The sequence below is a fragment of the Winogradskyella sp. Asnod2-B02-A genome (genome assembly GCF_045063645.1).
Taxonomy (GTDB): domain Bacteria; phylum Bacteroidota; class Bacteroidia; order Flavobacteriales; family Flavobacteriaceae; genus Winogradskyella.
The window spans coordinates 1-25511 of the sequence record NZ_JBEFOG010000027.1 but is presented as its reverse complement, the minus strand read 5'-3'; the positions used below and the strand labels follow the sequence as shown (position 1 = coordinate 25511).

Below are 25511 nucleotides of genomic sequence, written 5' to 3'. Positions count from 1 at the left end.
ATTTAGACATTATTTTATTTAATCATTTTACTTAATATTCCTAAGACTCCTCTTATAACGGTTGCACTGGTTAAAACCTTAACAATAGGATTCATTCGTGTGCTTTTTCTCCGCGTTGTACTTGTTTTTCGTTTGCTTTCAGCACGTTTTAATGCTTCTTTTTCTTCTTTAGCTTTTTGTTTAGCTTCTTCAGCTTCGGCTTGCTTAATCTTTTCATTTAGCATTTCGTAAGCACTCTCTCTATCAATCTCTTTATTGTATTTTCTAGCCAATTGAGATTGGGCTAATAAGCTTCCTAATTCAGATTCGGTTAAAACATCCATTCTGCTCATTGGTGCGCGCATCATGGTTGCAGCTAATGGAGTTGGTTTTCCTTTCTCGTCTAATGCAGATACTAATGCTTCTCCAATTCCGAGAGAGGTTAATACTTCTGCTGTGTCGTAATATGCTGTATCTGGATAGTTTTGAGCAGTTAATTTAATCGCTTTTCTGTCTTTGGCAGTAAATGCTCTTAAAGCATGTTGTACTTTTAAACCTAATTGACCTAAAACAGATTCTGGTACATCTGTTGGACTTTGCGTAACAAAATAAATACCAACACCTTTACTTCGTATCAGTTTTACAATGCTTTCAATTTGGTTTAATAAGGCGTCTGACGCTTCATTAAAAATTAAATGCGCTTCGTCAATAAACATAATTAATTCTGGTCGTCCACTATCTCCTTGTTCTGGAAAGGTAGAGTAGATTTCAGCTAATAAACTCAACATGAAAGTTGAAAACAATTTGGGCTTATCTTGTATATCTGTTAATCTGATAATGTTAATATAACCACGACCATTCTCATCGATACGCAATAAATCTTGAGTATCAAAAGAGGTTTCTCCAAAGAATAAATCTCCACCTTGTTGCTCAATTTCAATTAGTTTTCTAAGGATGGCTCCTGTTGAAGCTGTTGAAATACGACCATAAGATTCTTCAAATTCTTTTTTGCCTTCACTTGTAGCATATTGCAATATTTTCTTGAAATCTTTAAGGTCTAATAGCGGCAGATGGTTATCGTCGCAATATTTAAAAATCACTGAAATAATTCCTGCTTGTGTTTCCGTAACATCTAATATTCTAGAAATTAAAACAGGTCCAAATTCACTGATAGTGGCTCTAAGTCTTACACCATCTTGTTCTGATAACGTCAATAATTCTACAGGAAATCCTTTGGCTTCAAAAGGCAAGCCAATTTTTTCCATTCGTTCATCAATCTTAGCGTGTCCTGGACTCGGTTTTGCTAAACCACTTAAATCTCCTTTAATGTCCATTAACAAAACAGGAACACCTTTCTCAGAAAGATTCTCCGCTAATACTTGTAACGTTTTTGTTTTACCAGTACCAGTTGCACCAGCAATAAGACCATGTCTGTTCATGGTTTTTAAAGGGACATTTACAAAGGTGTTTGTTATAGTTTTACCATCAAGCATGGCAGAACCAAGGGTAATATAGTCGCCTTTAAAGGTGTTTCCTTGGTTTATATCTTTTATGAATGCTTCTGTATTCTTCATTAGTCAGAAAATTTGGATAAAAATACTCTAATTTTAATCAAGTATGAAATAGTTTTTGGTCTCAGTTTGCAGTCGCTGTCTTAGTATTCAGTTTTATATTTGTATTTTTAAACTTTGTGTCATTGCGCCTTTACAAGGCAAAAAAGATTTTAATAAGCCAACTTCTAATCACTAAAATTACTGCAAACTGAGACTGAGACTGTAAACTAAATAACTATCTTTGCCCACTATGACAAGAAGAGAACGACAAGAGTTAATAGATAAAGGTTTGTTATTGCCTTTAATGGAAGAGTTTTATACGATTCAAGGTGAGGGATTTCACAAAGGTACTGCTGCTTATTTTGTGAGAATTGGTGGCTGTGATGTAGGTTGCCATTGGTGCGATGTTAAAGAAAGCTGGTTGGCAGAATTACATCCGCCTACGGAAACGGAAAAGATTGTTGAGAATGCAGTGAAATATAGCAATACCATTGTTGTTACTGGTGGTGAGCCGTTAATGTGGGACATGGGACCTTTAACGGCACAACTAAAAGCCAAAGGAGTACAAACACATATTGAGACGTCTGGTGCTTATGAGTTATCTGGTACTTGGGATTGGATTTGTCTGTCTCCAAAAAAGATGAAATTACCAACCGAAAGAGTTTACGAAAAGGCACACGAATTAAAGTGTATTATTTACAATAAAGACGATTTCCGTTTTGCAGAAGAGCAAGCTGCTAAAGTAAATAAAGATTGTATATTATATTTACAACCAGAATGGAGTAAGCGAGATAAAGTGGTACCGCAAATAGTAGATTACGTAATGGAAAATCCTAAATGGAAAGTTTCTTTACAAACACATAAGTATTTGAATATCCCTTAAAAACTAAAATAAACTAGTTTTTATTATTTTTTTAGAAACCCTTAATTTTTATAAAATGATAAGAGATTTATGGAAAGAGCAATGGAAAACCGTTGTTTTTGATGACTTTGTGCATCCTGATGAAAAATATCAATTATCTAATTACGGTCGATTAGCCCGAATTAGAAATGGAAAAAAAGTTCTTTTTGAACCCTATAAGATGCATGGTTACTTGTATTTTAAAGTAAAAAAAATAGAAAAGGGGAAATTCAAAACATATTATTTGCATAAAATACTAGCGCAACACTTTTTAGAGCAAAAGGATGGAGTATACGTCATTCATTTAGATTACGATAAATTGAATAATCACATAGATAATCTTAAATGGGTTACAAAACGCGAAAAAGAAATCCATCAGTTTTCTAATCCTAGTTATAAAAGGCCAGAAAAACTAACTTCAGCAAAGCTTTCAGAAAACGATGTTAGACGTATAAAAAAGATGCTAAATGATCCAAATAGAAGAACGAGGTTAAAAATGATAGCAAAGCGATTTGGTGTTAGCACAATGCAACTGCAAAGGATTAAAACTGGTGAGAATTGGGGACATGTACCATCTTTATAATATGTGTCTACTTAGGGTAGAATTTTTTAAATGAAGTTCTTTCTGTGGCTGTTTTTGTTTTGATAACCCTATTTTTTTAATAGCTAAAAAACGCCTTGATTTCTCAAGGCGTTTTTCAATATCTAAAAGTGAATATATTTACTTTGTAAAAGGTACAGCAACTCTAATAGTTCCCCAACCCATATGCATCTGTACACCATCATCTGATTTATCAAAAGCGATAGAAAATGCTTCTAAAGATTCTTTGCCTTCTGTTACAGGGACTGTAATGCTAGCAACAATATTATCTTCTTTATAACCAGAAGCTCCCCAATTGTTTACATCAGAACTAATGGCAATTGTCCATTCTTTATCGCCTGGCATAGTAAATAAAGAATACGTACCAGCTTTAACTGTTTTGCCTCCTAATTTCATATCGGTAAATAAAATAAGTTCAGTAGCTTCATTAGCACCTGTTCTCCATACTTTATCTTTTTGAGTTAATTTTTTAGCATCTCTACCTTTAAGTTGAGGTCTTCCATAATACACTTTAATTAACTGTTCGTTTCCTCTACCAAAAGAAGCTGCATCCATTGGGCTTTTGTCTAAGCCACTAAATTTTTGAGCGTCTACATTAAAAGATACAAGCATCATAAATGCAAAAGCAATAGTTGTAAAAAGTCTTGTTGTTTTCATAATAATTTTAATTGTTTTGTTTGGTTAAAAATAGAGTTTAATATGTGTACTATGTCGTAAGGAAATACTAAAATTTACAGATTAACAGATAAACTATTTATTTAAGGATAAGTTGGTTTTAATATGGTTAGTTTTTTTAATTTTTTGTTTTAAATTGTAACCATTATTGTTTTTTATGTTTTTAATATGAAAGTTTAACTTCATATTTGTCCTCTAATTAATAATGTAAGGTTTAATTAAAGCCTAGTTAAAAAGATAAAAGTTATGTGCGGAATTGTATGTGCGTTCGATATAAAGCAAAAAGTTGAAGATTTAAGACCTCAGGTATTAGAGATGGCAAAAACCATTCGTCATCGTGGACCAGACTGGAGCGGAATTTATAGTGATGATAAAGTGATCATGGCGCATGAGCGTTTGGCAATTGTAGATCCAGCTTCAGGAAAACAACCTTTGTTAAGTCCAGATAAAAAATTAATCTTAGCAGCCAACGGTGAAATCTATAACCATAGAGCGATAAGAAAACAATTTGAAGGTAAGTATGATTTTCAAACACAAAGTGACTGTGAAGTGATTTTAGCTTTGTATCAAGAAAAAGGTGTGGACTTTGTTGATGATATGAACGGTATTTTTGGTTTTGCTATTTATGATGCTGAAAAAGATGAGTATTTCATTGCTAGAGATCATATGGGAATTATTCCTTTATATATAGGATGGGATAAAAACGGAACATTCTATGTGGCTTCAGAATTAAAAGCACTAGAAGGTATTTGTACTAAAATTGAATTATTTCCTCCAGGACATTACATGTCTAGTAAAGATGGTGAATTTGTAAAATGGTACAAACGCGATTGGGCAGAGTATGAAGCTGTAAAAGATAATGAAACTAGTATTGCTGAAGTAAAGCAAGCCTTAGAAGATGCTGTACATAGACAATTAATGAGTGATGTGCCTTATGGAGTTTTATTATCTGGTGGTTTAGATTCTTCAGTAACGTCTGCCATTGCTAAAAAGTATTCTGAAAGACGTATCGAAGCCGATGATAAAGAAAAAGCATGGTATCCTCAATTACACTCGTTTTCAGTTGGGTTAGAAGGTTCTCCAGATTTAGCTGCAGCTAAAAAAGTGGCAGATCATATTGGTACGGTTCATCATGAGATTAAGTTCACTATCCAAGAAGGTTTAGATGCTATTAAAGATGTAATTTATAACATCGAAACTTACGATATAACAACCATACGTTCATCGACACCAATGTATTTAATGGCAAGAGTTATTAAATCTATGGGAATTAAAATGGTATTATCTGGTGAAGGAGCAGATGAGTTATTTGGTGGCTATTTATATTTTCACAAAGCTCCAGATGCTAAAGAATTTCATGATGAGACAGTTCGTAAATTAGATAAGTTACACATGTACGATTGCTTAAGAGCTAACAAAAGTTTAGCAGCATGGGGAATTGAAGGTCGTGTGCCATTTTTAGATAAAGAATTTATGGATGTGGCCATGCGCATCAACCCACAAGATAAAATGATTAACGGAGAACGTATGGAAAAATGGGTTGTTCGTAAAGCATTTGAAGATATGATACCTGAAAGCGTAGCTTGGAGACAGAAAGAACAGTTTTCTGATGGTGTAGGTTACAGTTGGATCGATACTTTAAAAGAACTCGTTGCTTCAGAAGTTACAGATGAGCAAATAGAAAATGCAGCATTTCGTTTTCCAATAAATACACCTCTAAACAAAGAAGAGTATTATTACAGAAGTATTTTTGAAGGTCATTTTCCAAGTGATGCAGCAGCATTAAGCGTGCCTCAAGAAGCAAGTGTTGCTTGCAGTACGGCAACAGCTTTAGAATGGGATGAAGCCTTTAAAAACATGAATGATCCTTCTGGTAGAGCTATTGCTAATGTGCATGATAAGGCGTATTAAAAAAGATGTGAATTCGTCGTTTTTATGTAGAATTATTAAAATATAAATGTTCAAAATCTCGCTTCTGCGAGATTTTGTTGTTTACTCTTGTTTTTAGATGGGTATTAAGAGCTTCAAATTGGTTTTAAGCTGCTTTTTAAGCATTCTAAGCCATTTTTTAAAAAATTAACAAATGTTAATAATTATCCGTCTCAACGTGTAAAAAGCTTTTAAAAGGTGTTTTAATTTCTTATATTTGTTAGTATTCAAAAATGATACAATCGTGTCATTTTTTTATGCGATAAATCGAACTAAAATTATTTCATTATAATGAGCGAAAAGAAAGAAGAATTTAATAAGGATAATTATTCAGCAGATAGTATTCAGGCCCTAGAGGGAATGGAGCATGTGCGTATGCGTCCATCCATGTATATTGGAGATGTTGGTGTGCGTGGTTTACACCATTTAGTATATGAGGTTGTAGATAACTCTATTGATGAGGCGTTGGCTGGTCACTGTGATAATATTACGGTAACTATCAACGAAGATAACTCTATTACTACTGAAGATGATGGTCGTGGTATTCCTGTAGATTTACATAAAAAAGAAGGTGTTTCTGCATTAGAGGTTGTAATGACTAAAATTGGTGCTGGTGGTAAATTCGATAAAGATTCTTATAAAGTGTCTGGTGGTTTACACGGTGTTGGTGTGAGTTGTGTTAATGCATTGTCAGAACATTTAAAAGCAACGGTTTACAGAAAAGGAGACGTGTGGGAGCAAGAGTACGAGCGAGGAAAAGCAATGTATCCTGTTAAAAAAGTTGGCGAAACTGATAAGAGAGGTACTATAGTTACTTTTAAGCCAGACCCAACAATTTTTACGCAGACTTTAGAATATAATTACGATACTTTAGCAAGTCGTTTACGTGAGTTGGCTTACCTTAATAAAGGGATAACGATTCATTTAATTGATAAGCGTCATAAAAAAGACGATGGAGAATTTGAAGGTGAAACGTTTCATTCTGAAGAAGGACTTAAAGAATTTATTAAGTTTTTAGATGCAACAAGAGAGCCTTTAATGAACGATGTAATTTCTTTTGAAGGAGAAAAGAATGGTGTGCCAGTTGAGGTTGCTATGATTTATAACACCTCTTATGCAGAAAACTTACATTCTTATGTAAACAATATTAACACACATGAAGGTGGAACTCACCTTTCTGGTTTTCGTAGAGGTTTAACTCATACCCTTAAAAAGTATGCGGATGAATCTGGCATGTTAGACAAGTTGAAGTTTGATATTGCTGGTGATGATTTCCGTGAGGGTTTAACAGCCATTATTTCTGTAAAAGTACAAGAGCCACAGTTTGAAGGACAAACAAAAACCAAATTAGGAAACCGTGAGGTTTCAGCAGCAGTAAGTCAGTCGGTTTCAGAAATGTTAACTGATTATTTAGAAGAGCATCCAGATGATGCTAAGACTATTGTTCAGAAGGTGATTCTTGCCGCTCAAGCACGTCACGCAGCGCAAAAAGCACGTGAAATGGTTCAGCGTAAAACGGTAATGAGTATTGGTGGTTTGCCTGGTAAATTATCAGATTGTTCTGAGCAAGATCCTGCAAAATGTGAAGTTTACTTAGTCGAGGGAGATTCGGCAGGTGGAACGGCAAAACAAGGTAGAGATAGAGCTTTTCAAGCTATATTGCCATTAAGAGGTAAGATTCTTAATGTAGAGAAAGCTATGACTCATAAAGTTTTTGAAAACGAAGAAATTAAAAATATCTTTACAGCTTTAGGTGTTACTATAGGTACGGAAGAAGATAGCAAAGCGCTTAATCTTTCAAAATTAAGATACCATAAAATTGTGATTATGTGTGATGCCGATATAGATGGTTCTCACATTGAAACATTAATCTTAACATTCTTCTTTAGATATATGAAGGAGTTGATTGAAAATGGTCATATCTATATAGCTACACCGCCTTTATACTTAGTTAAAAAAGGTGCAAAGAAGCAATACGCTTGGAATGATGAAGAACGTCAGGCTATTATGGATGATTTTGGAGAGTCTTCAAAAATTCAACGTTATAAAGGTCTTGGTGAGATGAATGCAGAGCAGCTTTGGGATACAACAATGAATCCTGAGTTTAGAACATTACGTCAAATTCAAATTGATAACGGAGTAGAGGCAGATCGCGTATTCTCAATGTTAATGGGAGACGAAGTGCCACCTCGTAGAGAGTTTATTGAAAAGAATGCTATTTATGCAAATATTGATGCATAGATAAAAGACTTAATTAAATAGATTAGAAAGCAATTACATTAATGATGTAATTGCTTTTTTTTGTTTTTAAACACAACGATAAAATGCAATAAAACACGACGAAGTGTGATGTTAAGGATATTTTGATATATTTGTATCCCAAATAATTTAAACTTAATTAGATGAAAAAAATAATCTTATTGCTAACCTTATGTTTTAGTGCTTCAGTTTCAAATGCCCAAAATGACTTAGATGTCTTATTAGCTGCAGGAATAGATGACGCAAAACGCTTTGCTAACGATTATTTAGCACCAGGAACAAATGGTTTAATGCATAGCATGAATGCCAATTGGTTTAATTCCGCAAAAGTAAAACCCCTTGGTGGTTTTGAAATATCGGTTGTTGCAAATGCTGCAGTGGTAAAGGATGAGCACAAAGTGTTTAATCTTAATGCAGCCGATTATAATAATGTTCAGTTTTCACAAGGACCAAGTTCTCAAAATGTAGCCTCTTTTTTAGGGCAAAATGATCCAGATATATATGTAGAAGTCGTCTATGACGATCTAATTTTTGGAGAGCAAACTACCGAAATTGAGTTACCTCAAGGTATTGGAGAGCATAATCAGAGCTTATTGCCATCTGCCTTTATACAAGGAGCATTAGGTATAAGTAGTGGTTTAGAATTAAAAGCACGTTTTGTACCTAATATTGATACTGATCAAGGCAGTCTATCTATGTATGGTGCTGGTTTACAATTTGAAATTACTGAGTGGCTTCCTGCCAATAATCTTTTGCCTATCGCATTGTCTGGATTAGTGGCTTACAATCATTTAGACGGAACTTATGATATAACAGAATCTTCTGGAATTGAAGGTGAAAACCAGCGTTTAGAAAATAATACCAATACATGGTTGTTTCAATTAATAGCCTCTACCAAATTTAAAATTATTAATTTCTACGGTGGAGTTGGTTATATAAAAGGAACTTCTGAATCTGATATACTTGGTGATTATAGAGTAACTGACGGTTTTTTAACTACGGAAACTATTAAAGATCCATTTTCAGTTTCAAGTGAAGTATCTGCAGTTAGAGGTACAGTAGGAACAAAATTAAAATTAGGATTTTTTAGACTTAATGCAGAATACCACTTGTCAGAATTTAATGCATTTTCTTTAGGAGTCAACTTCGGATTTAGATAAAATTAGATTACCATTAAAATAATATAAAAGCACAAGATTTACTCTTGTGCTTTCTTCGTTTGCAGTAATTTTATTCGTAAATTTACGGTAATTAATAACATTTAGTTTTACATTAAAAACACGTATAAATATGAAAGTTACAGTAGTAGGCGCAGGTGCAGTAGGCGCAAGTTGTGCAGAGTATATTGCAATTAAAAACTTTGCTTCAGAAGTAGTGATTCTTGATATTAAAGAAGGTTATGCAGAAGGAAAAGCAATGGACTTAATGCAGTGTGCATCTTTAAATGGATTTGACACAAAAATTACAGGAAGTACAAACGATTATTCTAAAACAGCAAATAGCGATATTTGTGTAATTACTTCAGGTATTCCTCGTAAACCAGGAATGACACGTGAAGAATTAATAGGTATTAATGCAGGTATTGTTAAAACAGTATCTACAAGTTTAGTTGAGCACTCTCCAAATACTATTCTTATAGTTGTAAGTAACCCTATGGATACTATGACGTATTTGGCGCATAAAGTTACAGGCTTGCCAAAGCATAGAATTATTGGAATGGGTGGTGCTTTAGATTCTGCTCGTTTTAAATATAGATTAGCAGAAGCATTAGAAGCTCCTATTAGTGATGTTGACGGAATGGTAATTGGTGGACATAGTGATACCGGAATGGTACCATTAATTTCTCACGCGACAAGAAACAGTATAAAAGTATCTGAATTTTTATCTGAAGACCGTTTAAATCAGGTTGCAGAAGATACTAAGGTAGGAGGTGCGACTCTAACAAAACTTTTAGGAACATCTGCTTGGTATGCACCAGGTGCAGCAGTAAGTGGATTAGTACAGGCTATTGCTTGCGACCAAAAGAAAATTTATCCATGTTCAACTTTATTAGACGGTGAATATGGTTTAACTGATTTATGTATTGGTGTACCAGTAGTTTTAGGTAGAAACGGAATCGAGAAGATTGTTGATGTTCCATTAAGTGCTGCTGAAAAAGAACATATGAAAGCAAGTGCAGAAGGTGTGAAGAAAACAAATGGTTTATTAGAACTATAAAATTTTATTTTACAAATAAGTAAAGAGGATTGTTAAAGCAATCCTCTTTTTTTATGTTAAGTTATTTGTTTTCAAAATTTCATGGAAATATGGTGTTAGATAATGTGAATTGTTCATTTATAGTAGTTTTTTTATTAACTATTCTTGTTTCCTGATAGTAACATTAATACTTTTATATTTGAAGTCCCAAAAATGAAGTTTTTTAATTCTATTAATCATTATAGAGCACTGGCAATCGTAATGATTATTGCAGTTCATGCACAGTTTGTGGCTGATTTAAAATTGGATACCTACGTCAGTCAGTTTTTTTTTAACGCCATTAGTGGAGCTACACTAAATTTTTCTTTTATCTCAGGCTTTCTGTTTTATCTTGTCTTATACAAGAACTATAAGTACTCAACTTTTGTTAGAGGACGTGTAAATCGATTTTTAAAGCCTTACTTATTTTTATCAATATTGCCTATTGTTGTCAGTTTAATTACCATACCGAACTATTGGGATAATTCTAATTTAGCCGAATATAATGGGTGGTTTTGGTATTTAATATCAATATTTAAATATGTAATAACAGGAGCTCATATTACGGCATACTGGTATATTCCTTTTATAGTAGTTATGACGCTAATGTCACCACTACATGTAAAGTTTATTAAACTTAAACTTAAACAGCAGCTCATTATATTTGTTATACTCTTAATAATTGCTTCATTTGTACAAAGACCTTATACCCGAACGTTTTTATTTCAAGCTGTTCAATCTATGATTTATTTTACACCATTATATTTAATGGGAATTATGTGCGCCATACATAAGGATAAAATTTACAAACTATTAAAAGGTAAAGACATATACCTCTTAATTATTGCTTTAGGTTTTGTTGTTTTACAAACAAATAATGGAGATGTAGGTCTTTATAGAAATCACTTTTTAACCTATAATGGTGTTGATTTAATAATATTTAAAATGGTCTTTGTTTGCTTGTTTTTTATGGTATGGTTACATAGGTTTGAACACGTTAAAAGCAACATTATAAACAGTTTAGCAAATACAAGTTTTGCTATTTATTTTTTACATGTTTATATATTAAAGATGATTTTTACTGTAAAAAACTATTTTAACTTAAGTTTTGAAGGCTATTCGTTGCTGTCTTATATCTTGATTATTTTGCTTATGTTAAGTGTGAGTATGGGTGTTGCCATAGGTGTGAATAAGCTATTTCCTAAGTATTCATTTTACCTTATTGGTTATGGTAAAAACCCATCCAAGGAATTAAAAGCTAAATAAATTGATAGATTTAACAATTTGAAGGTTGAGGCTTAAAAGTTTGCAATTCAAATTCATATAGAAATCCTTTGTTTTTTTACTTATATTTGACGCATGAAAATTAAATTACATTTTGCGATAGTCGTTGTGATCTTGGCGTTTTTAGGAGCGTTTATGGATCAAAAAACGGTACCTAATCAGCAGATTGTAGTTCAGTTTTTAGATAAATCGGTTTCTATAGAAGATTCTGAAAAAGCTATTGAATCTATTCAATACAAATTACAAAGTATAGGTGTTACTCATATTCAGATTGGTCAAAATAGAGATGGTCAACTTAGAATTACCTATCATAGCGATTCTGAAGTTTCACAGATTCAAGATGTGCTTTTTAAGGCAGATGGTTTTGATATCGCTTATCATACTTCTCAGCAACATTCAAATAATTTCCCTAAAGATAAAGAGGCCAAAGATTACGAGCTTAATATTTCTGAAATTAAATCAGATAGTAATTTTAATTGGGATTTTGAAGGCACTCAAGTAACAGAAGTCAATCAAAAAACGGATCATTCTAATCAGCTTCAAGTAAATTATTCTGGTAAGCCGTTTAATACAAAACCAGTTAATAACATAGTAAATGTAGCAGTTGCTGCTAATAATACTGTTGTAAATGCTATTGGTAGACTTTCTTATAAAATTCCTGAAGTCAGAGCAGGACCAATTTCATAATAGAATTATTCAATATTAAAATAATTCGAACTTCACAAAGGTCTTTTTTGTCTCTAAAAAGATCAAAATCTAATTCATAAAAAACATTGTCGGGTTTTGGTGTAAAGGCTATATTTGCGCCCAGAAAATTATAATTAAAACTCGATATTAAATAAACAATTACAATGCAAAACAAAGGATTAATTAAGCTTTTTGCGCTTTTATTTGGTTTGGTAAGTATTTACCAATTATCATTTACGTTTAGAGCAAATCAAATTGAAGATACGGCTGAGCAAGCGGCAATTGCTAAGTACGCAGAAACAGAAGACGATTATCAAACTAAGCGAAACATAGAGGAGGTTCGTTACTTAGATTCATTAAAAACTTCTAAAATTAAAGTAGGAGATAAGTTTGAGTCTATTGACGTTTACAACTTAGGTTTTGCAAAATACACTTATACTGAAGTTGAGAATAATGCCATGAATTTGGGCCTTGACCTTAAAGGTGGTATTAATGTTATTCTTCAAATTTCAGTAAGAGATATTTTAAAAGGTTTAGCAAATAATACTAAAGATCCTGTATTTAATAAGGCTTTAGATGATGCTGAAGAATTACAAAAAGATTCACAAGATTCATATTTACAATCGTTTTTTACTGCATTTGATGCTATTAAAGGTGATACTAAATTAGCATCTCCAGATATTTTTGCTAACAGAACGTTAAGTGATGAGATTAAATTCGATATGTCAGATAACGAAGTTAAAAGTATCATTGAAACAAAAATAGACGAGTCTATAGTTTCAGCTTTCGAAGTATTACGTAAACGTATAGATAAGTTTGGTGTAACATCTCCAAACATTCAACGTTTAGGTAACTCAGGTCGTATTCTTTTAGAATTACCTGGCGCTAAAGATATTGAGCGTGTTACGGATTTAGTAACTAAAACAGCACAATTACAGTTTTGGGAAACATATAAAACTCAAGAAGTTTTACCATATTTAATGGAAGTTAACCAAAATTTGATTGAAGAAAATGAAAAGAAAGAGGCAAAAGAAGAAATTACAGAAGAGGTTGTAGATGCAACTGAGGTTCAGGATGAAACTTCTAGTGCAATTGATGAGTTAACTGGTCAGATAGAAACAGATTCTACTAACGTAGCAAATATAAACCCTTTAGGTATTCAAGGTTATGGAAATGGTGGTTCTGTTGTTGGTATGTTCTTAGCTAAGGACAAAGAAAAAGTTATGGAGCAATTAAATGCACCAAAAAACAGAGCATCTTTACCAGCAGAAATGCGATATGTAAGATTTGTTTGGGGTCTTCAAGAAGAAGATTCTGAATTTTCACAATTGTATGCTATAAAAGGAAATAGAGATGGAGTACCAGAATTAAGTGGTGCAGTAATTTCGGATGCTAGGCAAGATTACGATCCGGTAAGTAGACCAGCTGTGAGTATGCAGATGAACGCTAAAGGAGCTAAGATTTGGGAAGAAATGACCAAAAAAGCTTATGAAACTCAAGGGTTTATTGCCATTGTATTAGATAATATAGTGTATTCTGCACCAAGTGTATCTTCTGGCCCAATTGCTGGAGGAAATTCTCAAATATCTGGAGCATTTTCATTAACAGAAGCTGTCGATTTAGCAAATGTTTTAAGAGCTGGTAAATTACCTGCTTCTGCTGAAATTGTACAAGCAGATGTGGTAGGACCATCATTAGGACAAGAAGCTATTGATAGTGGTATGAAATCATTTGTAATTGCTTTAGCATTTGTACTGCTTTGGATGATATTTTACTACGGAAAAGCTGGTGGATTTGCAGACATTGCATTATTATTAAACATCCTGTTAATTTTTGGTGTATTAGCAAGCTTAGGAGCTGTATTAACGTTACCTGGTATTGCAGGTATTGTATTAACGATTGGTATTTCTGTCGATGCGAACGTTCTTATCTTTGAAAGGATAAAAGAAGAAATAGCAAAAGGTAAATCGCAAAAAGAATCTATTAAAGATGGTTTCTCTAACGCTTTATCTTCAATATTAGATGCGAATATTACAACAGGTTTAACTGCTTTAATATTATTTGTTTTTGGTACTGGTCCAATTAAAGGTTTCGCAACAACATTAATCATTGGTATTTTAACATCATTATTTACAGCAATTTTTATTACACGTCTATTAGTTGATTGGTATGTAAATAGAGGTGGTAAATTAGAATTCTCTACAGGTTTAACTAAAAATTTATTTACAAATGTTAATATTGATTTCTTAAAGAAACGTAAGATTGCATATATCATTTCTGGAGCGTTCATTTTAGCAAGTTTAGGTTCTCTTTTTACAACAGGATTAGATCAAGGTATTGATTTTGTTGGTGGTAGAACATACCAAGTGCGTTTTGATCAAGAAATGAGTGTTGAAGAGGTTAAGAATGATCTTAACGCTGTATTTGAGAGTGCTGAGGTAAAAACTATTGGTGGTCCAAACCAATTAAAGATTTCTACGAAGTATTTGGTTGAAGACAGTTCTAATGAAGCTGACGAAAAAGTACAATCAATGTTGTTTACAACGCTTCAAAAATACCTTCCAGAAGGAATGACTTATGCTGAGTTTTTAGATGGATCTGGAGATAAAGCAATCGGTAAAATGTTATCGAGTAAAGTAAGTCCAACGATTGCAGATGATATTAAAAAATCTTCAATTTGGGCCATCTTAGGGTCTTTAGTTGTGGTTTTCTTATATATCTTATTAAGATTTAAGAAATGGCAATTCTCTCTTGGTGCAGTGGCTGCAGTTTTTCATGATGTTTTAATTGTATTAGGTATCTACTCTTTAACATGGAGATTTATGCCATTTAGCATGGAAGTTGACCAAACGTTCATTGCTGCAATCTTAACGGTAATTGGTTACTCGCTGAATGATACTGTTGTTGTATTTGATAGAATTAGAGAATATTTCAATGAAAACTTAGGTTGGAAATTTGATACCACTATTAATCGTTCTATAAACAGTACTATTAGTAGAACATTAAATACGTCTTTAACTACCTTGGTTGTATTATTAGCGATGTTTTTATTTGGTGCAGATTCACTTAAAGATTTGTTATTTGCATTAATCGTTGGTGTTATTGTTGGTACCTATTCTTCTGTATTTATTGCAACACCAATTATGTATGATACTGCTAAGAAAGGTAATGCAACAGAAGCACTTAAGAAAAAAGTAAAAGAAGACGATGAGGAAGCTTAAGTCTTTATAGTATTTTTTGAATTATATTCAGAATTTAAAATGCCTTTCTTAATTGAAAGGCATTTTTTTGTTTTATAATTATTGATCTTTTTACGCAACCTTTTTACAGTTTATGTATCTTTAAAGGGAGAAGTACAGTTTTACTAATATAAAAAATCGCTAAAATGAAAAATTTACTACGCTTATTATTCTTAATGTTAGGATTTTGCAGTTTTGGGCAAGATGTTCTTATGCAAAATGGCACAATAACTGCATGTTCAGGAACATTTTATGATGCTGGTGGTGAATTCGTAAATTACGCAGATAATGAGAGTTATATTATAACAATTTGTCCTGAAGAAATTGGACAACGTACACGATTGGATTTTCAAGAGTTTTCTACCCAACTCAATACTGATCTTTTAACGATCTATGATGGAGATGACGTGTCTGCTCCATCTCTTGGAGTCTATTCAGGTACGCAATCACCAGGTGTATTAATTGCTACATTCGATAATCTAACAGGATGTTTAACAATAGAGTTTACATCTAATTCTACTGATAATGATATAGGATGGGCAGCAAACATATCATGCACAACTCCGTGTCAAGAAATTACATCTGTATTAGATTCAACCTTTCCAATAGCAAATGCAGAAGGTATTATTGAGGTCTGTATAGGTGATAATATAAACTTAAGTGGTAGTGGTATTTTTGAAACTGATGGAACAGGAGCAAGTTATACTTGGGATTTGGGCGATGGTAATACGGCTTTGGGTCAAACGATTAACGTTTCATATAACATACCAGGTGTCTATTTAGTGAATTTAGATATTAGAGATACAAATACAGATGATATTATTCAAGGTTGTCCAAATACAAATAGTATAAATTTGGTAATACGCGTTTCTGGAGAACCTGATTTTTTAGATACGCAAGCAACAGATAGTACCTTGTGTTTTGGAGAAACGACGACTTTAATAGGTGTTGTAAATCCATTAACTTTAGTTTATAATTGTCCTCCACCAGAAAGTGAATTAACCTTTTTACCCGATGGTAGCGGAGCGGCTTACAGTACATCTATTAATGTAACTTGCTTTGATTCTGCTCAAGTTCTAACAGATGTTAGTCAGATTGAAAGCATTTGTTTAAATATGGAACATTCGTATTTAGGGGATTTAGATATAGAAATTATATCTCCCAATGGTCAAGTAGTAAGACTGCATGATCAAGGAGGTGGTTCTGCTAATTTAGGTATTCCTTGGGCAACAGGTGGTGTGGATGGTAATAGTTTTGATGTCACACCAGGTAATGGGTTTGATTATTGTTTTGTGCCTAATGGTGGATTTCCAACACTTGTAGATGGTGTGCAGTTAGGTGGTGTTTTTCCTACAGGTGATGGTCCAAATACGTATGTAGATAGTTTTGTGCCAGAAGGAAATTATAGTTCTGTAAATCCTTTAGAAGGGTTATTAGGTTCTCCATTAAATGGAAATTGGACAATTCATATTGTTGATAATTTAGCTCAAGATAATGGATATGTCTTTTCATGGGAACTAAATTTTGATAGTAGTTTGCAATTAGAAGATTTTGATTTTGTTCCAACTATTGTATCACAATCTTGGGATTCTGACTCAAGTATTACTGAGGTTAATGGCAATACAATTACAGTAGCACCAGAATCTGCAGGTGAGTTTTGTTACACGTTTAGAACTGTAGATGTTTTTGGATGTGAATACACTAAAGAAGTGTGTGTTAATGTAACAGAAGAAGGAGCATCTCCAATAACGTATTATGAAGATTTAGATGGTGATGGTTATGGTGATCCTAATAGTACAATTGAAGATTGTTCTGATACTCCTCCTTTAGGATATGTTGTAAATGGTTTAGATTGTAATGATACTGATGGTTTAATTAATCCAGATGCAGAAGATTCTGAGGGCAATGCGATTGATGAAAACTGTGATGGAGTTGATGGAGATACACTAGGTTTAGATGATTTTAACTTAGATGATATTAAAGTGTTGTCTAATCCATTTAGCGACCAATTAATAATAAATGTGCCAACTATTTTAACAGGAAGTCAATTGGACATTACTATTTATGACTTAAATGGTCGTATGGTATACCAAAATGTTCATTCAATTAGCGCTAACCAAATCACAATTAATAACCTAGGAGAATTAGAAAAATCGACCTATTTATTAGAGATATCTAATGAGGAATTTGGGTTAAATGTTGTAAAGAAATTAGTGAAGCTATAGATTTATAGAATTATAAAAATGCCTTTCTTAATAGAGAGGTGTTTTTTTTTTTTTTTTCTTTAAAATAATAATTTAATAGTTAAGTATTATTCTCAATCCATTCATGCGTCATTTTCCATAGAGACGCTTTGAATTGATTTCTAAAGAATCCAAAATGTCCAACATTAGAAATACCCAAGTCTTTTGGGATTATATGCCGTCTATCTACATTAGCATTAGAAAACTGTTGAGCAAACCAATCTACTGATGATTTTGAAGCAAATTCATCTTTAGTAAAACTTAACACAAGCAAATGTTTATTATAATTTTTGAATTGAAGGTAATTAAACTCAAATTCGCTCAGTAAATAATCTTTGTGTTTTCCCCAGCGTTTCCATTGATAAACCATTAGTTTAGGTAGATTTTCAAAAAGTCCTAACTTCTTTGCAGGAAAATATCCGAATATAGGAGTAAGTGTAGGAATGAGCACATACCAAAACGTAAACATCTTAAAACGTTCAAAACCTTTCCAATGTTTCCAATAACCGCTTTGTGATGCAATAGTAATTATAGCATCTATTTGAGAGATTTCTTTATTGAAGGCTAATATTTGACCTCCAATACTGTGCGTAATGATGGTTATTTTATGGTCTGAATTTTGTGATTTTGCATAGTTTACAATAGACGCTTGATCATTTTCTCCCCAAGCTTTTAAATCATTAGTATTTTGTTTTAAGTGGGTAATACTCAAATGTGATTTTCCAATTCCAGAATAATCGAAGGTATAAACTGTATAACCTAATTCTGAAAAATATAAAGCGAACTTAAAATAATAATGTTGTAATACTCCAGTGGCTGAAGAAATGATAATACTTTTATTATTTGAACATTGTGGCTTAAAAGAAGTAAGGCTTAATTGGTGTCCTAAAGGTGTGTTGATATATAGATCTTGCGATCTATTCATTTTTTAATGTAAAACTGATCTTATCTCCAACGGCAACTTGCCATGTGTCTGAAAGACCACCATTAATCTCTAAAACATATTTTGCTGGTGCTTCAGATGGCAGCGAAGTTTCGTCCATTGGCTTTGCGTTCTTTTGAATGCTAACAATAGATAGATCTTCGTCAATGTAAATAATATCTAAAGGAATTTTGGTATTTTTCATATAGAAACTACGCATTTGCGTGTCTGCAAATATAAATAGCATACCATGTTTAGTTTCAAGTTTGGTTCTGTACATTAAACCAGTTTGTGTTTCGTAATCATCGTCGGCAATTTCAATATCTATGGTCTTAATTATAGTATCTGAATCTGCCTTTTTTAGTGTAAGTGTACCTTCGTTTTTAAAATTAACCACCACTTTGTCTTCAGGCACTGCTTTCTTGTCTTCTTTACATGAAGAAAGTAATGTAAGTCCAAAAACAATAAGTACTGTTGATAGAAACCGTTGAAAGTTCATTAATTTAGTTTTGTTTTGGGTTTGTAGATAAACATAAAGTATAATCCGATTAAAACAAAAGGAATGCTTAGTAGTTGACCTGTGTTTAATAACCAATCTGCACGTTCTGGGTTTTGAGCTTCTTTAACAAATTCTACAAAGAATCTTACCGTCCAAAGTAGTACTAAAAATAGGCCGAATAGAAAGCCTTGCTGTTCAGATTTTTTAGTTTTCCAATAGAAGTAAAAGAGAATTAGAAATACAAAAATATAGCAGAATGCTTCATACAGTTGTGCAGGGTGTCTTGGAGCAGTTTCTCCTAATTGCTTAAACACAACTCCAAAATCGCTGCCAGTATATTTTCCTATTATTTCAGAATTTATAAAGTTTCCTATTCTAACAAATACAGCTCCTAAAGCTACAGGAATTACTACGCGATCTAAAATCCAAAGCACCGTTTTATGTAGTACTTTTTTATTGTAGAGATACATTGAAATAATCATAGCAATAGCAGCACCATGACTCGCTAAACCTTGAAAGCCTGTAAATTCAAAACCTCCTTTGAACTTGAATGGTAAAAAGATGCTAAAAAAATCTTCGGTTATAAGTTCTGATTGATAAAAAATAACATGACCTAATCTTGCGCCAAGCATAATTCCTAATACAGAATATATGAATAAGGAATCTAACGATTCTTCAGATTGTCCCTCATTTTTATAAATACGCTTAGTGATCTGAAAGCCTAGAATAAAGGCTGTAATCCACATTAGGCTATAAAAATGAAGTTTAAAAAATCCGAGATCAATAAATTTAATAGGATCCCAATCAATGTGTAATAGAAACATAGAAATTATCTTTATTCGGTAAATATAATATTTTGATTGCGATTGAAAATGAGATTAACGTAATATTAATCTTCTTTATGTGGAACAGGGTCAAAACCACTTCCTCCCCAAGGCGACGGAACGTAAAGAAAATGTACGGAGTACATTTTTAGAGAACGGGCGAGCTGGCGCGTTGGCAAAATTTTTAGTTGTCATCCTTTTTTGGAACAGGGTCAAAACCACTTCCTCCCCAAGGCGACGGAACGTAAAGAAAATGTACGGAGTACATTTTTAGAGAACGGGCGAGCTGGCGCGTTGGCAAAATTTTTAGTTGTCATCCTTTTTTGGAACAGGGTCAAAACCACTTCCTCCCCAAGGCGACGGAACGTAAAGAAAATGTACGGAGTACATTTTTAGAGAACGGGCGAGCTGGCGCGTTGGCAAAATTTTTAGTTGTCATCCTTTTTTGGAACAGGGTCAAAACCACTTCCTCCCCAAGGATGGCAACTAAAAATTCGCTTTATAGCCAACCAGCCTCCTTTAAAAAAACCATGAACTTCAAGAGCTTCCTTAGCATAATGTGAGCATGTAGGTTGATATCTGCAGGTAGCCGGAGTAAATGGAGATATTATGGTCTGATAGACTTTAATAATAAATAGAAACGGATAGGTTAAAAATTTCTTCACTATTAGTTAGTCGTAAAAGTGGTGCCTTCCCTACTATCATTAAGTTGAATGCCAGCTTCAGCTAATTCGTCTCTAATTTTATCAGACAATGCAAAGTCTTTATTTAATCGTGCTTCTTTTCTGAGATTGATTAAAATGTCAACGGCTCCAGCTAATTTGTCGTTACTAGTATTTTCTTTAGAAATATTGACTAAACCAAGTACATCAAACACAAAAGTTTCAATAGTTTCTTTTAGAAGTATAAGATCATCAGCAGTTATTGTTGCGCTTCCATCTTTAACTTGGTTAATGAATTTAACAGCTTCAAAAAGCGTAGCAATTAAAATAGGCGTATTAAAATCATCATTCATAGCGTCGTAGCATTTCTGCTTCCATTCTGCAACATTAAATGATGATGTATTTGCTGTTTTCAAAAGATCGATTAAACTAATGGCATCCATAAGTCTATGGAATCCTTTTTCAGCAGCAGCCAAACCAGCATCTGTTAAATCTAAAACACTTCGGTAAGAGGCTTGCATCATAAAAAAGCGAATAACACTAGGGTTATATGCCTTAGACATTATATCGTTGTCTCCTGATAGTAATTCAGCCGGATTTATGTAGTTACCAGTCGATTTACTCATACGGGCACCATTCAGTTCTAACATATTGGCATGCATCCAATATTTTACAGGTGCCTGTCCTTTTGCGGCTTGGTTTTGTGCGATTTCACATTCGTGATGTGGGAATTTTAGATCCATACCTCCTCCATGGATATCAAAGTATTCACCAAGATATTTGGTGCTCATGGCTGTACATTCTAAATGCCATCCAGGAAAACCGTCACTCCATGGTGATGGCCAACGCATAATATGAGTTGGTTCTGCTTTTTTCCAAAGGGCGAAATCTTGAGGGTTTTTCTTATCACTTTGTCCATCAAGCGCACGCGTATTATGAATTAAATCTTCTAATTTTCGTTTGCTTAAAATTCCATACTCGTTAGATTCATTGTATTTGTGTACATCAAAATAAACTGAGCCATTTACAATGTAAGCAAAGCCATTATCTATTATGGATTGAATTAATTCAATTTGCTCAATAATGTGACCAGTGGCTGTAGGCTCAATACTTGGTGGTAAAAAGTTAAAAGTGTTTAGTACATTATGAAAATCTACCGTATAACGCTGAACGATTTCCATGGGTTCTATAGCTTCTAATCTTGCTTTTTTAGTGATTTTGTCTTCTCCAACGTCTGCATCATTTTCTAAATGTCCAGCATCTGTAATGTTTCTTACATAACGCACCTTATAACCCAAGTGTTTTAAGTAGCGAAAAATCATATCAAAAGACATAAAAGTTCTTACATTGCCTAAATGCACATTACTATAAACAGTTGGTCCACATACATACATGCCAACATAGCCTTCAGTTATTGGTTCAAAAACTTCTTTTTCCCCAGAGAGTGTATTATATATTTTTAATTTATTTGAAGTGTATAACGACATGATGCTATTTTGAAAAATGAACCAATATATTAAGTAATTTAATCTAAAAAAATGAAAGCTAGAATTGCGTTTCTAATTTTATGTATTCTAAAAGCTCTCTTCGCGTATCTGGTTCTTTAAATTTACCTCCAAATTCTGAAGTAACAGTACTGCTTTCAATATCTCTTATACCTCGAGAATTTACACATAAATGTTTTGCATCAATAACGCAAGCAACATCATCTGTGTTTAAAACGTTTTGAAGTTCCTTTACAATCTGAATTGTTAAACGTTCTTGAACCTGAGGTCGTTTGGCGTAATAATCTACAATTCTATTCATTTTAGATAATCCTACCACAGTACCATTAGAAATATATGCGATATGTGCTCTACCAACTATAGGCAGTAAGTGATGCTCACAAGTAGAATAAACAGTAATGTTTTTTTCCACTAGCATTTCACCATATTTATATTTATTATCAAAGGTAGAAGCGTTTGGTTTTTTATCAGGATCTAAGCCACTAAATATTTCGTTTACAAACATTTTAGCAACACGATTTGGAGTGCCTTTAAGACTGTCGTCAGTTAAGTCCAAGCCTAGAGTTTCTAAAATATGCTTTACATCACCTTTAATGATATTTATTTTTTCGCTGCTAGATAATTCAAAAGCATCAGCTCTCAAAGGAGTTTCACTAGATGAACTTAGGTGATCATCACCTAGTGCATCAATATCATTAAAATCATTTTCAATTTTCATTATAAAATAATTGTTTATCAGTTTTTAAAAACAAAAAACAAAGATAAACAATAAAAATAGTTTCATATAAAGGTAGGAGATTTTTAATTATGACTGTTATATATGTAAAACCGTTAAAAAGTCAATATCATTGACGAATTAACAATTGGTTATATAAAATTTTCTTAATTTTCGAAATTCTAATTATTATGGTTAAGCTATGAAAAAAATACTAATTATTATGACTTTAATAATCATGCCTTTTTGCATGTCTGGTCAACAATCAAAACAAAAAAATGCACTTCCATTAGCAAAGTTTGATGCTAATGTTAATTTGCCATTAACTGCTAAAGAGCGTGCTCAAATTATTGAAGTTTATGGTGATTCTGCAGAGAAACTTGTCTTTAATATGCCGCATCGATTAAAAAGCATAAAGCATATTCTTAGGAATAGAGTTGTTATTAAATTAATTTCAGATGTTAAGGATAAAAAAACCTGTCCTAAATTATCTGAAGTGTCTTTATTTAATGATTCAAATTCTGCAGATGCTAAAGCGTTTAATCCTAATGATTTTAATCCATTAAAATATGACTTGAATTTTTATTCAAGAGAAGCTGGTTTGTTTCAGGTGGATAATACAAATTATTATATCATCGTTAAATCTCAGTACCAATAAAATAGTATCGTCGTTTGAAGCTAGCGTATTAAAAGCAATGTTATTCTATTATTAACTGCTAACAAATAGTGACACTAACAAAGAACAATAAAAGTAAACTCATGAAATATTTAATTACAATAATCCCTCTATTATTTTCATCGCTATTATTGGCTCAAGATGTAAATATGCAAACCGCAACTATAAGTCAATGTGGAGGCATATTTTATGATTCGGGCGGTGAATTTGGTAACTATTCTAATGATGAAGATTTTGTTTTAACTATTTGTCCTGAAGAGCCAGGGCAAACCATACAATTAAATTTTATATCATTTTCCACACAATTAGGTGCAACACCTGATGTAATGACAATTTATGATGGAGATAGTGTTGCAGCAACTTCTTTTGGAGATTTTTCTGGGACCAATACTCCTGGTTTAGTGCAGGCTACAGAAGATAATACATCAGGCTGTATTACCATTCAATTTGTGTCAAGTGGATCTGGTAGTATTGATGGATGGGCAGCGAATATTAATTGTCTAACACCTTGTCAAACTATTAACTCTCAAATTGATTCTACATCTCCAGCTCCAAATGGAGATGGATATATTAGAGTATGTCCTAACGAAGAAATTACATTAACAGGAAGCGGTGTGTTTTCAGTTGATGGAGCTGGAGCTACTTATGAATGGGATTTAGGAGACGGAAATACGGCATCTGGTCAAACAGCTACATTTTCATACCCTGATCCAGGTGTATATATTGTGAATTTAAATATTCGTGACGCTAATACTTCTGTTGATCCATTAGGATGTGATAATAATAATTTAATTAATCAGGTTATTCAAGTAGCTACTGAACCTGATTTCTCAGGTACTGAAGCAGCAAAATCTGTGCTTTGTTTTGGTGATAATACAGATATTACAGGTGAAGTTGAAGCTGTTGAGTTTATAAATAATTGTACACCTCCTGTAAGTGGTATTACCTTTTTACCAGATGGAAGTGGTGCTGTTTATGAGACTTCTATTACTGTAGATTGTTATGATTCTGATCAAGAGTTAACAGATATTAGCCAATTGATTAGTATATGTGTAACTATGGAGCATTCTTATTTGGGGGATTTAGATATCGAAATTATTTCTCCTAATGGTCAAGTTGTTAGAATGCATGATCAAGGTGGTGGTAGTGCTAATTTAGGTATTCCTTGGGCTACAGGAACTGTTGACGGTGATAGTAATAATACAACTCCAGGAACAGGTAGTCAGTATTGTTTTGTGCCTACAGGAGGGTTTCCAACGTTAGTAGGAGGTGTTCAAACAGGTGGTACGTTTCCTAATGGTGATGGACCTGCAACTTATAATGATTCATTTGTTCCAGAAGGAACTTATAGTTCTATAAACTCATTGAATGGTCTTCTTGGTTCTCCTCTTAATGGAGATTGGACCATAAGAATTGTAGATAATCTAGGAGCAGATAATGGCCATGTTTTTGCATGGGGAATAGAGTTTGATCCAAATCTTCAACCTCCAGAATTGTCATTTACACCCGTAATTGAAACTGAAGCATGGAATGCAGATGCTACTATCACTAATACAGCCGGAAATGTAATTACAGTTCAACCATCAGCAGCAGGTGTATACTGTTATACATATAAAGTTACAGATGATTTTGGTTGTGAATATACAAAAGATGTATGTATAGAAGTTTTACCTGAGGTTATTACTGAGAGTCCAAATGATTTATATATCTGTGATACGGGTATCCCTCCTTATATTTTTAACTTAGAATCTAATACAGCAGTAGTTCTTGCTAGTGCAACAAATGTTTCGGATTTAGTGGTTACTTACCATAATACACTTGGAGATGCAAATGCAGACATTAATCCTATAACTGACACTGGAAGTTATTCTGGTACTGATGGAGAAATTGTATTTATTAGAGTAGAATATTTGAGTTCTGGTTGTTTTGAGATTTTGTCTTTTATTCTAAATGTAGACGGCCAACCCACCATCAATCCAGTTTCAGATTTAGAGACATGTGATGATGAGAGCAATGATGGATTTTCAGAGTTCGATTTAGAGTCACAGACTGCGATTATTTTAGGATCACAACCCTCATCAGATTACAATGTGAGTTATCATTTAAGTTTTGATGATGCAGAT

Annotated in this window: 20 protein-coding genes; 12 read left to right on the top strand and 8 right to left on the bottom strand. The window is 33.1% G+C overall.

All coding sequences use genetic code 11. The features are described 5' to 3' along the window. Nucleotides 1–14: 14 nt before the first annotated feature. On the bottom strand, nucleotides 15–1553 hold the full coding sequence (locus tag ACJJVO_RS08240) for a helicase HerA-like domain-containing protein (protein WP_405572751.1): 1539 nt from the start codon (nucleotides 1551–1553) through the stop codon (nucleotides 15–17). Nucleotides 1554–1782: 229 nt separating this feature from the next. Here ACJJVO_RS08240 and ACJJVO_RS08235 point away from each other — a divergent pair, with 229 nt between their 5' ends. Further along, on the top strand, nucleotides 1783–2415 hold the full coding sequence (locus ACJJVO_RS08235; RefSeq protein ID WP_405572748.1) for a 7-carboxy-7-deazaguanine synthase QueE: 633 nt from the start codon (nucleotides 1783–1785) through the stop codon (nucleotides 2413–2415). A gap of 55 nt (nucleotides 2416–2470) precedes the next feature. Beyond that, nucleotides 2471–3016, top strand: a complete 546-nt coding sequence (locus ACJJVO_RS08230; protein WP_405572745.1) for an HNH endonuclease — start codon at nucleotides 2471–2473, stop codon at nucleotides 3014–3016. Between the two features lie 138 nt (nucleotides 3017–3154). On the opposite strand, the gene ACJJVO_RS08225 is transcribed toward ACJJVO_RS08230, so the two are convergent. Continuing rightward, a complete protein-coding gene (locus ACJJVO_RS08225) occupies nucleotides 3155–3691 on the bottom strand; it encodes a DUF2911 domain-containing protein (protein ID WP_405572743.1) in 537 nt (178 codons plus the stop codon). A 264-nt stretch (nucleotides 3692–3955) separates the two neighbouring features. Here ACJJVO_RS08225 and asnB point away from each other — a divergent pair, with 264 nt between their 5' ends. The 8 genes from asnB (at nucleotide 3956) to ACJJVO_RS08185 (ending at nucleotide 17567) form a co-directional block, all read left to right on the top strand. Further along, nucleotides 3956–5620 carry an asparagine synthase B gene (gene asnB, locus ACJJVO_RS08220; RefSeq protein WP_405572740.1) on the top strand — a complete coding sequence of 555 codons (1665 nt, stop codon included), beginning with the start codon at nucleotides 3956–3958 and terminating at the stop codon, nucleotides 5618–5620. Nucleotides 5621–5929: 309 nt separating this feature from the next. Then, nucleotides 5930–7879, top strand: a complete 1950-nt coding sequence (gyrB, locus tag ACJJVO_RS08215) for a DNA topoisomerase (ATP-hydrolyzing) subunit B (RefSeq protein ID WP_405572737.1) — start codon at nucleotides 5930–5932, stop codon at nucleotides 7877–7879. Between the two features lie 161 nt (nucleotides 7880–8040). After that, nucleotides 8041–9057, top strand: a complete 1017-nt coding sequence (locus ACJJVO_RS08210; RefSeq protein WP_405572735.1) for a DUF6588 family protein — start codon at nucleotides 8041–8043, stop codon at nucleotides 9055–9057. A 130-nt stretch (nucleotides 9058–9187) separates the two neighbouring features. Continuing rightward, complete coding sequence (mdh, locus tag ACJJVO_RS08205) at nucleotides 9188–10114, top strand: malate dehydrogenase (protein ID WP_405572732.1); 927 nt, start codon at nucleotides 9188–9190, stop codon at nucleotides 10112–10114. Nucleotides 10115–10306: 192 nt separating this feature from the next. Beyond that, the gene (locus ACJJVO_RS08200) at nucleotides 10307–11398 is read left to right on the top strand and encodes an acyltransferase (protein ID WP_405572729.1); all 1092 of its coding nucleotides are present in this window, start codon (nucleotides 10307–10309) and stop codon (nucleotides 11396–11398) included. 93 nt (nucleotides 11399–11491) lie between these two features. Continuing rightward, nucleotides 11492–12103 carry a hypothetical protein gene (locus ACJJVO_RS08195; protein WP_405572726.1) on the top strand — a complete coding sequence of 204 codons (612 nt, stop codon included), beginning with the start codon at nucleotides 11492–11494 and terminating at the stop codon, nucleotides 12101–12103. Nucleotides 12104–12267: 164 nt separating this feature from the next. Continuing rightward, the gene (secDF, locus tag ACJJVO_RS08190; protein ID WP_405572723.1) at nucleotides 12268–15324 is read left to right on the top strand and encodes a protein translocase subunit SecDF; all 3057 of its coding nucleotides are present in this window, start codon (nucleotides 12268–12270) and stop codon (nucleotides 15322–15324) included. A 164-nt stretch (nucleotides 15325–15488) separates the two neighbouring features. Next, nucleotides 15489–17567, top strand: a complete 2079-nt coding sequence (locus ACJJVO_RS08185) for a PKD domain-containing protein (protein WP_405572720.1) — start codon at nucleotides 15489–15491, stop codon at nucleotides 17565–17567. Between the two features lie 79 nt (nucleotides 17568–17646). Here the strand turns inward: ACJJVO_RS08185 and ACJJVO_RS08180 are convergent, their stop codons facing one another. The 6 genes from ACJJVO_RS08180 to folE form a co-directional block, all read right to left on the bottom strand. Then, nucleotides 17647–18510 (bottom strand): alpha/beta fold hydrolase, encoded by an 864-nt coding sequence (locus ACJJVO_RS08180; protein WP_405572717.1) that lies wholly within the window; start codon nucleotides 18508–18510, stop codon nucleotides 17647–17649. Then, nucleotides 18503–19006, bottom strand: coding sequence for a DUF192 domain-containing protein (locus ACJJVO_RS08175; protein ID WP_405572715.1), 504 nt, complete (start codon nucleotides 19004–19006; stop codon nucleotides 18503–18505). The genes ACJJVO_RS08180 and ACJJVO_RS08175 overlap by 8 nt, the downstream gene beginning before the upstream one ends. Further along, on the bottom strand, nucleotides 19006–19830 hold the full coding sequence (lgt, locus tag ACJJVO_RS08170) for a prolipoprotein diacylglyceryl transferase (protein WP_405572714.1): 825 nt from the start codon (nucleotides 19828–19830) through the stop codon (nucleotides 19006–19008). Before lgt ends, ACJJVO_RS08175 begins: the two co-directional genes overlap by 1 nt. A 428-nt stretch (nucleotides 19831–20258) precedes the next feature. Continuing rightward, nucleotides 20259–20495 carry a membrane protein insertion efficiency factor YidD gene (gene yidD / locus ACJJVO_RS08165; RefSeq protein WP_282032120.1) on the bottom strand — a complete coding sequence of 79 codons (237 nt, stop codon included), beginning with the start codon at nucleotides 20493–20495 and terminating at the stop codon, nucleotides 20259–20261. Nucleotides 20496–20497: 2 nt separating this feature from the next. Further along, nucleotides 20498–21979 (bottom strand): cysteine--tRNA ligase, encoded by a 1482-nt coding sequence (gene cysS / locus ACJJVO_RS08160; protein WP_405572711.1) that lies wholly within the window; start codon nucleotides 21977–21979, stop codon nucleotides 20498–20500. A gap of 58 nt (nucleotides 21980–22037) precedes the next feature. Continuing rightward, nucleotides 22038–22715 carry a GTP cyclohydrolase I FolE gene (folE, locus tag ACJJVO_RS08155; RefSeq protein ID WP_405572709.1) on the bottom strand — a complete coding sequence of 226 codons (678 nt, stop codon included), beginning with the start codon at nucleotides 22713–22715 and terminating at the stop codon, nucleotides 22038–22040. A gap of 199 nt (nucleotides 22716–22914) precedes the next feature. Here folE and ACJJVO_RS08150 point away from each other — a divergent pair, with 199 nt between their 5' ends. Next, the gene (locus ACJJVO_RS08150) at nucleotides 22915–23370 is read left to right on the top strand and encodes a hypothetical protein (RefSeq protein WP_405572706.1); all 456 of its coding nucleotides are present in this window, start codon (nucleotides 22915–22917) and stop codon (nucleotides 23368–23370) included. A gap of 101 nt (nucleotides 23371–23471) precedes the next feature. Then, nucleotides 23472–25511: PKD domain-containing protein (locus ACJJVO_RS08145; protein WP_405572703.1), on the top strand; the 2040-nt coding region annotated here is incomplete at its 3' end.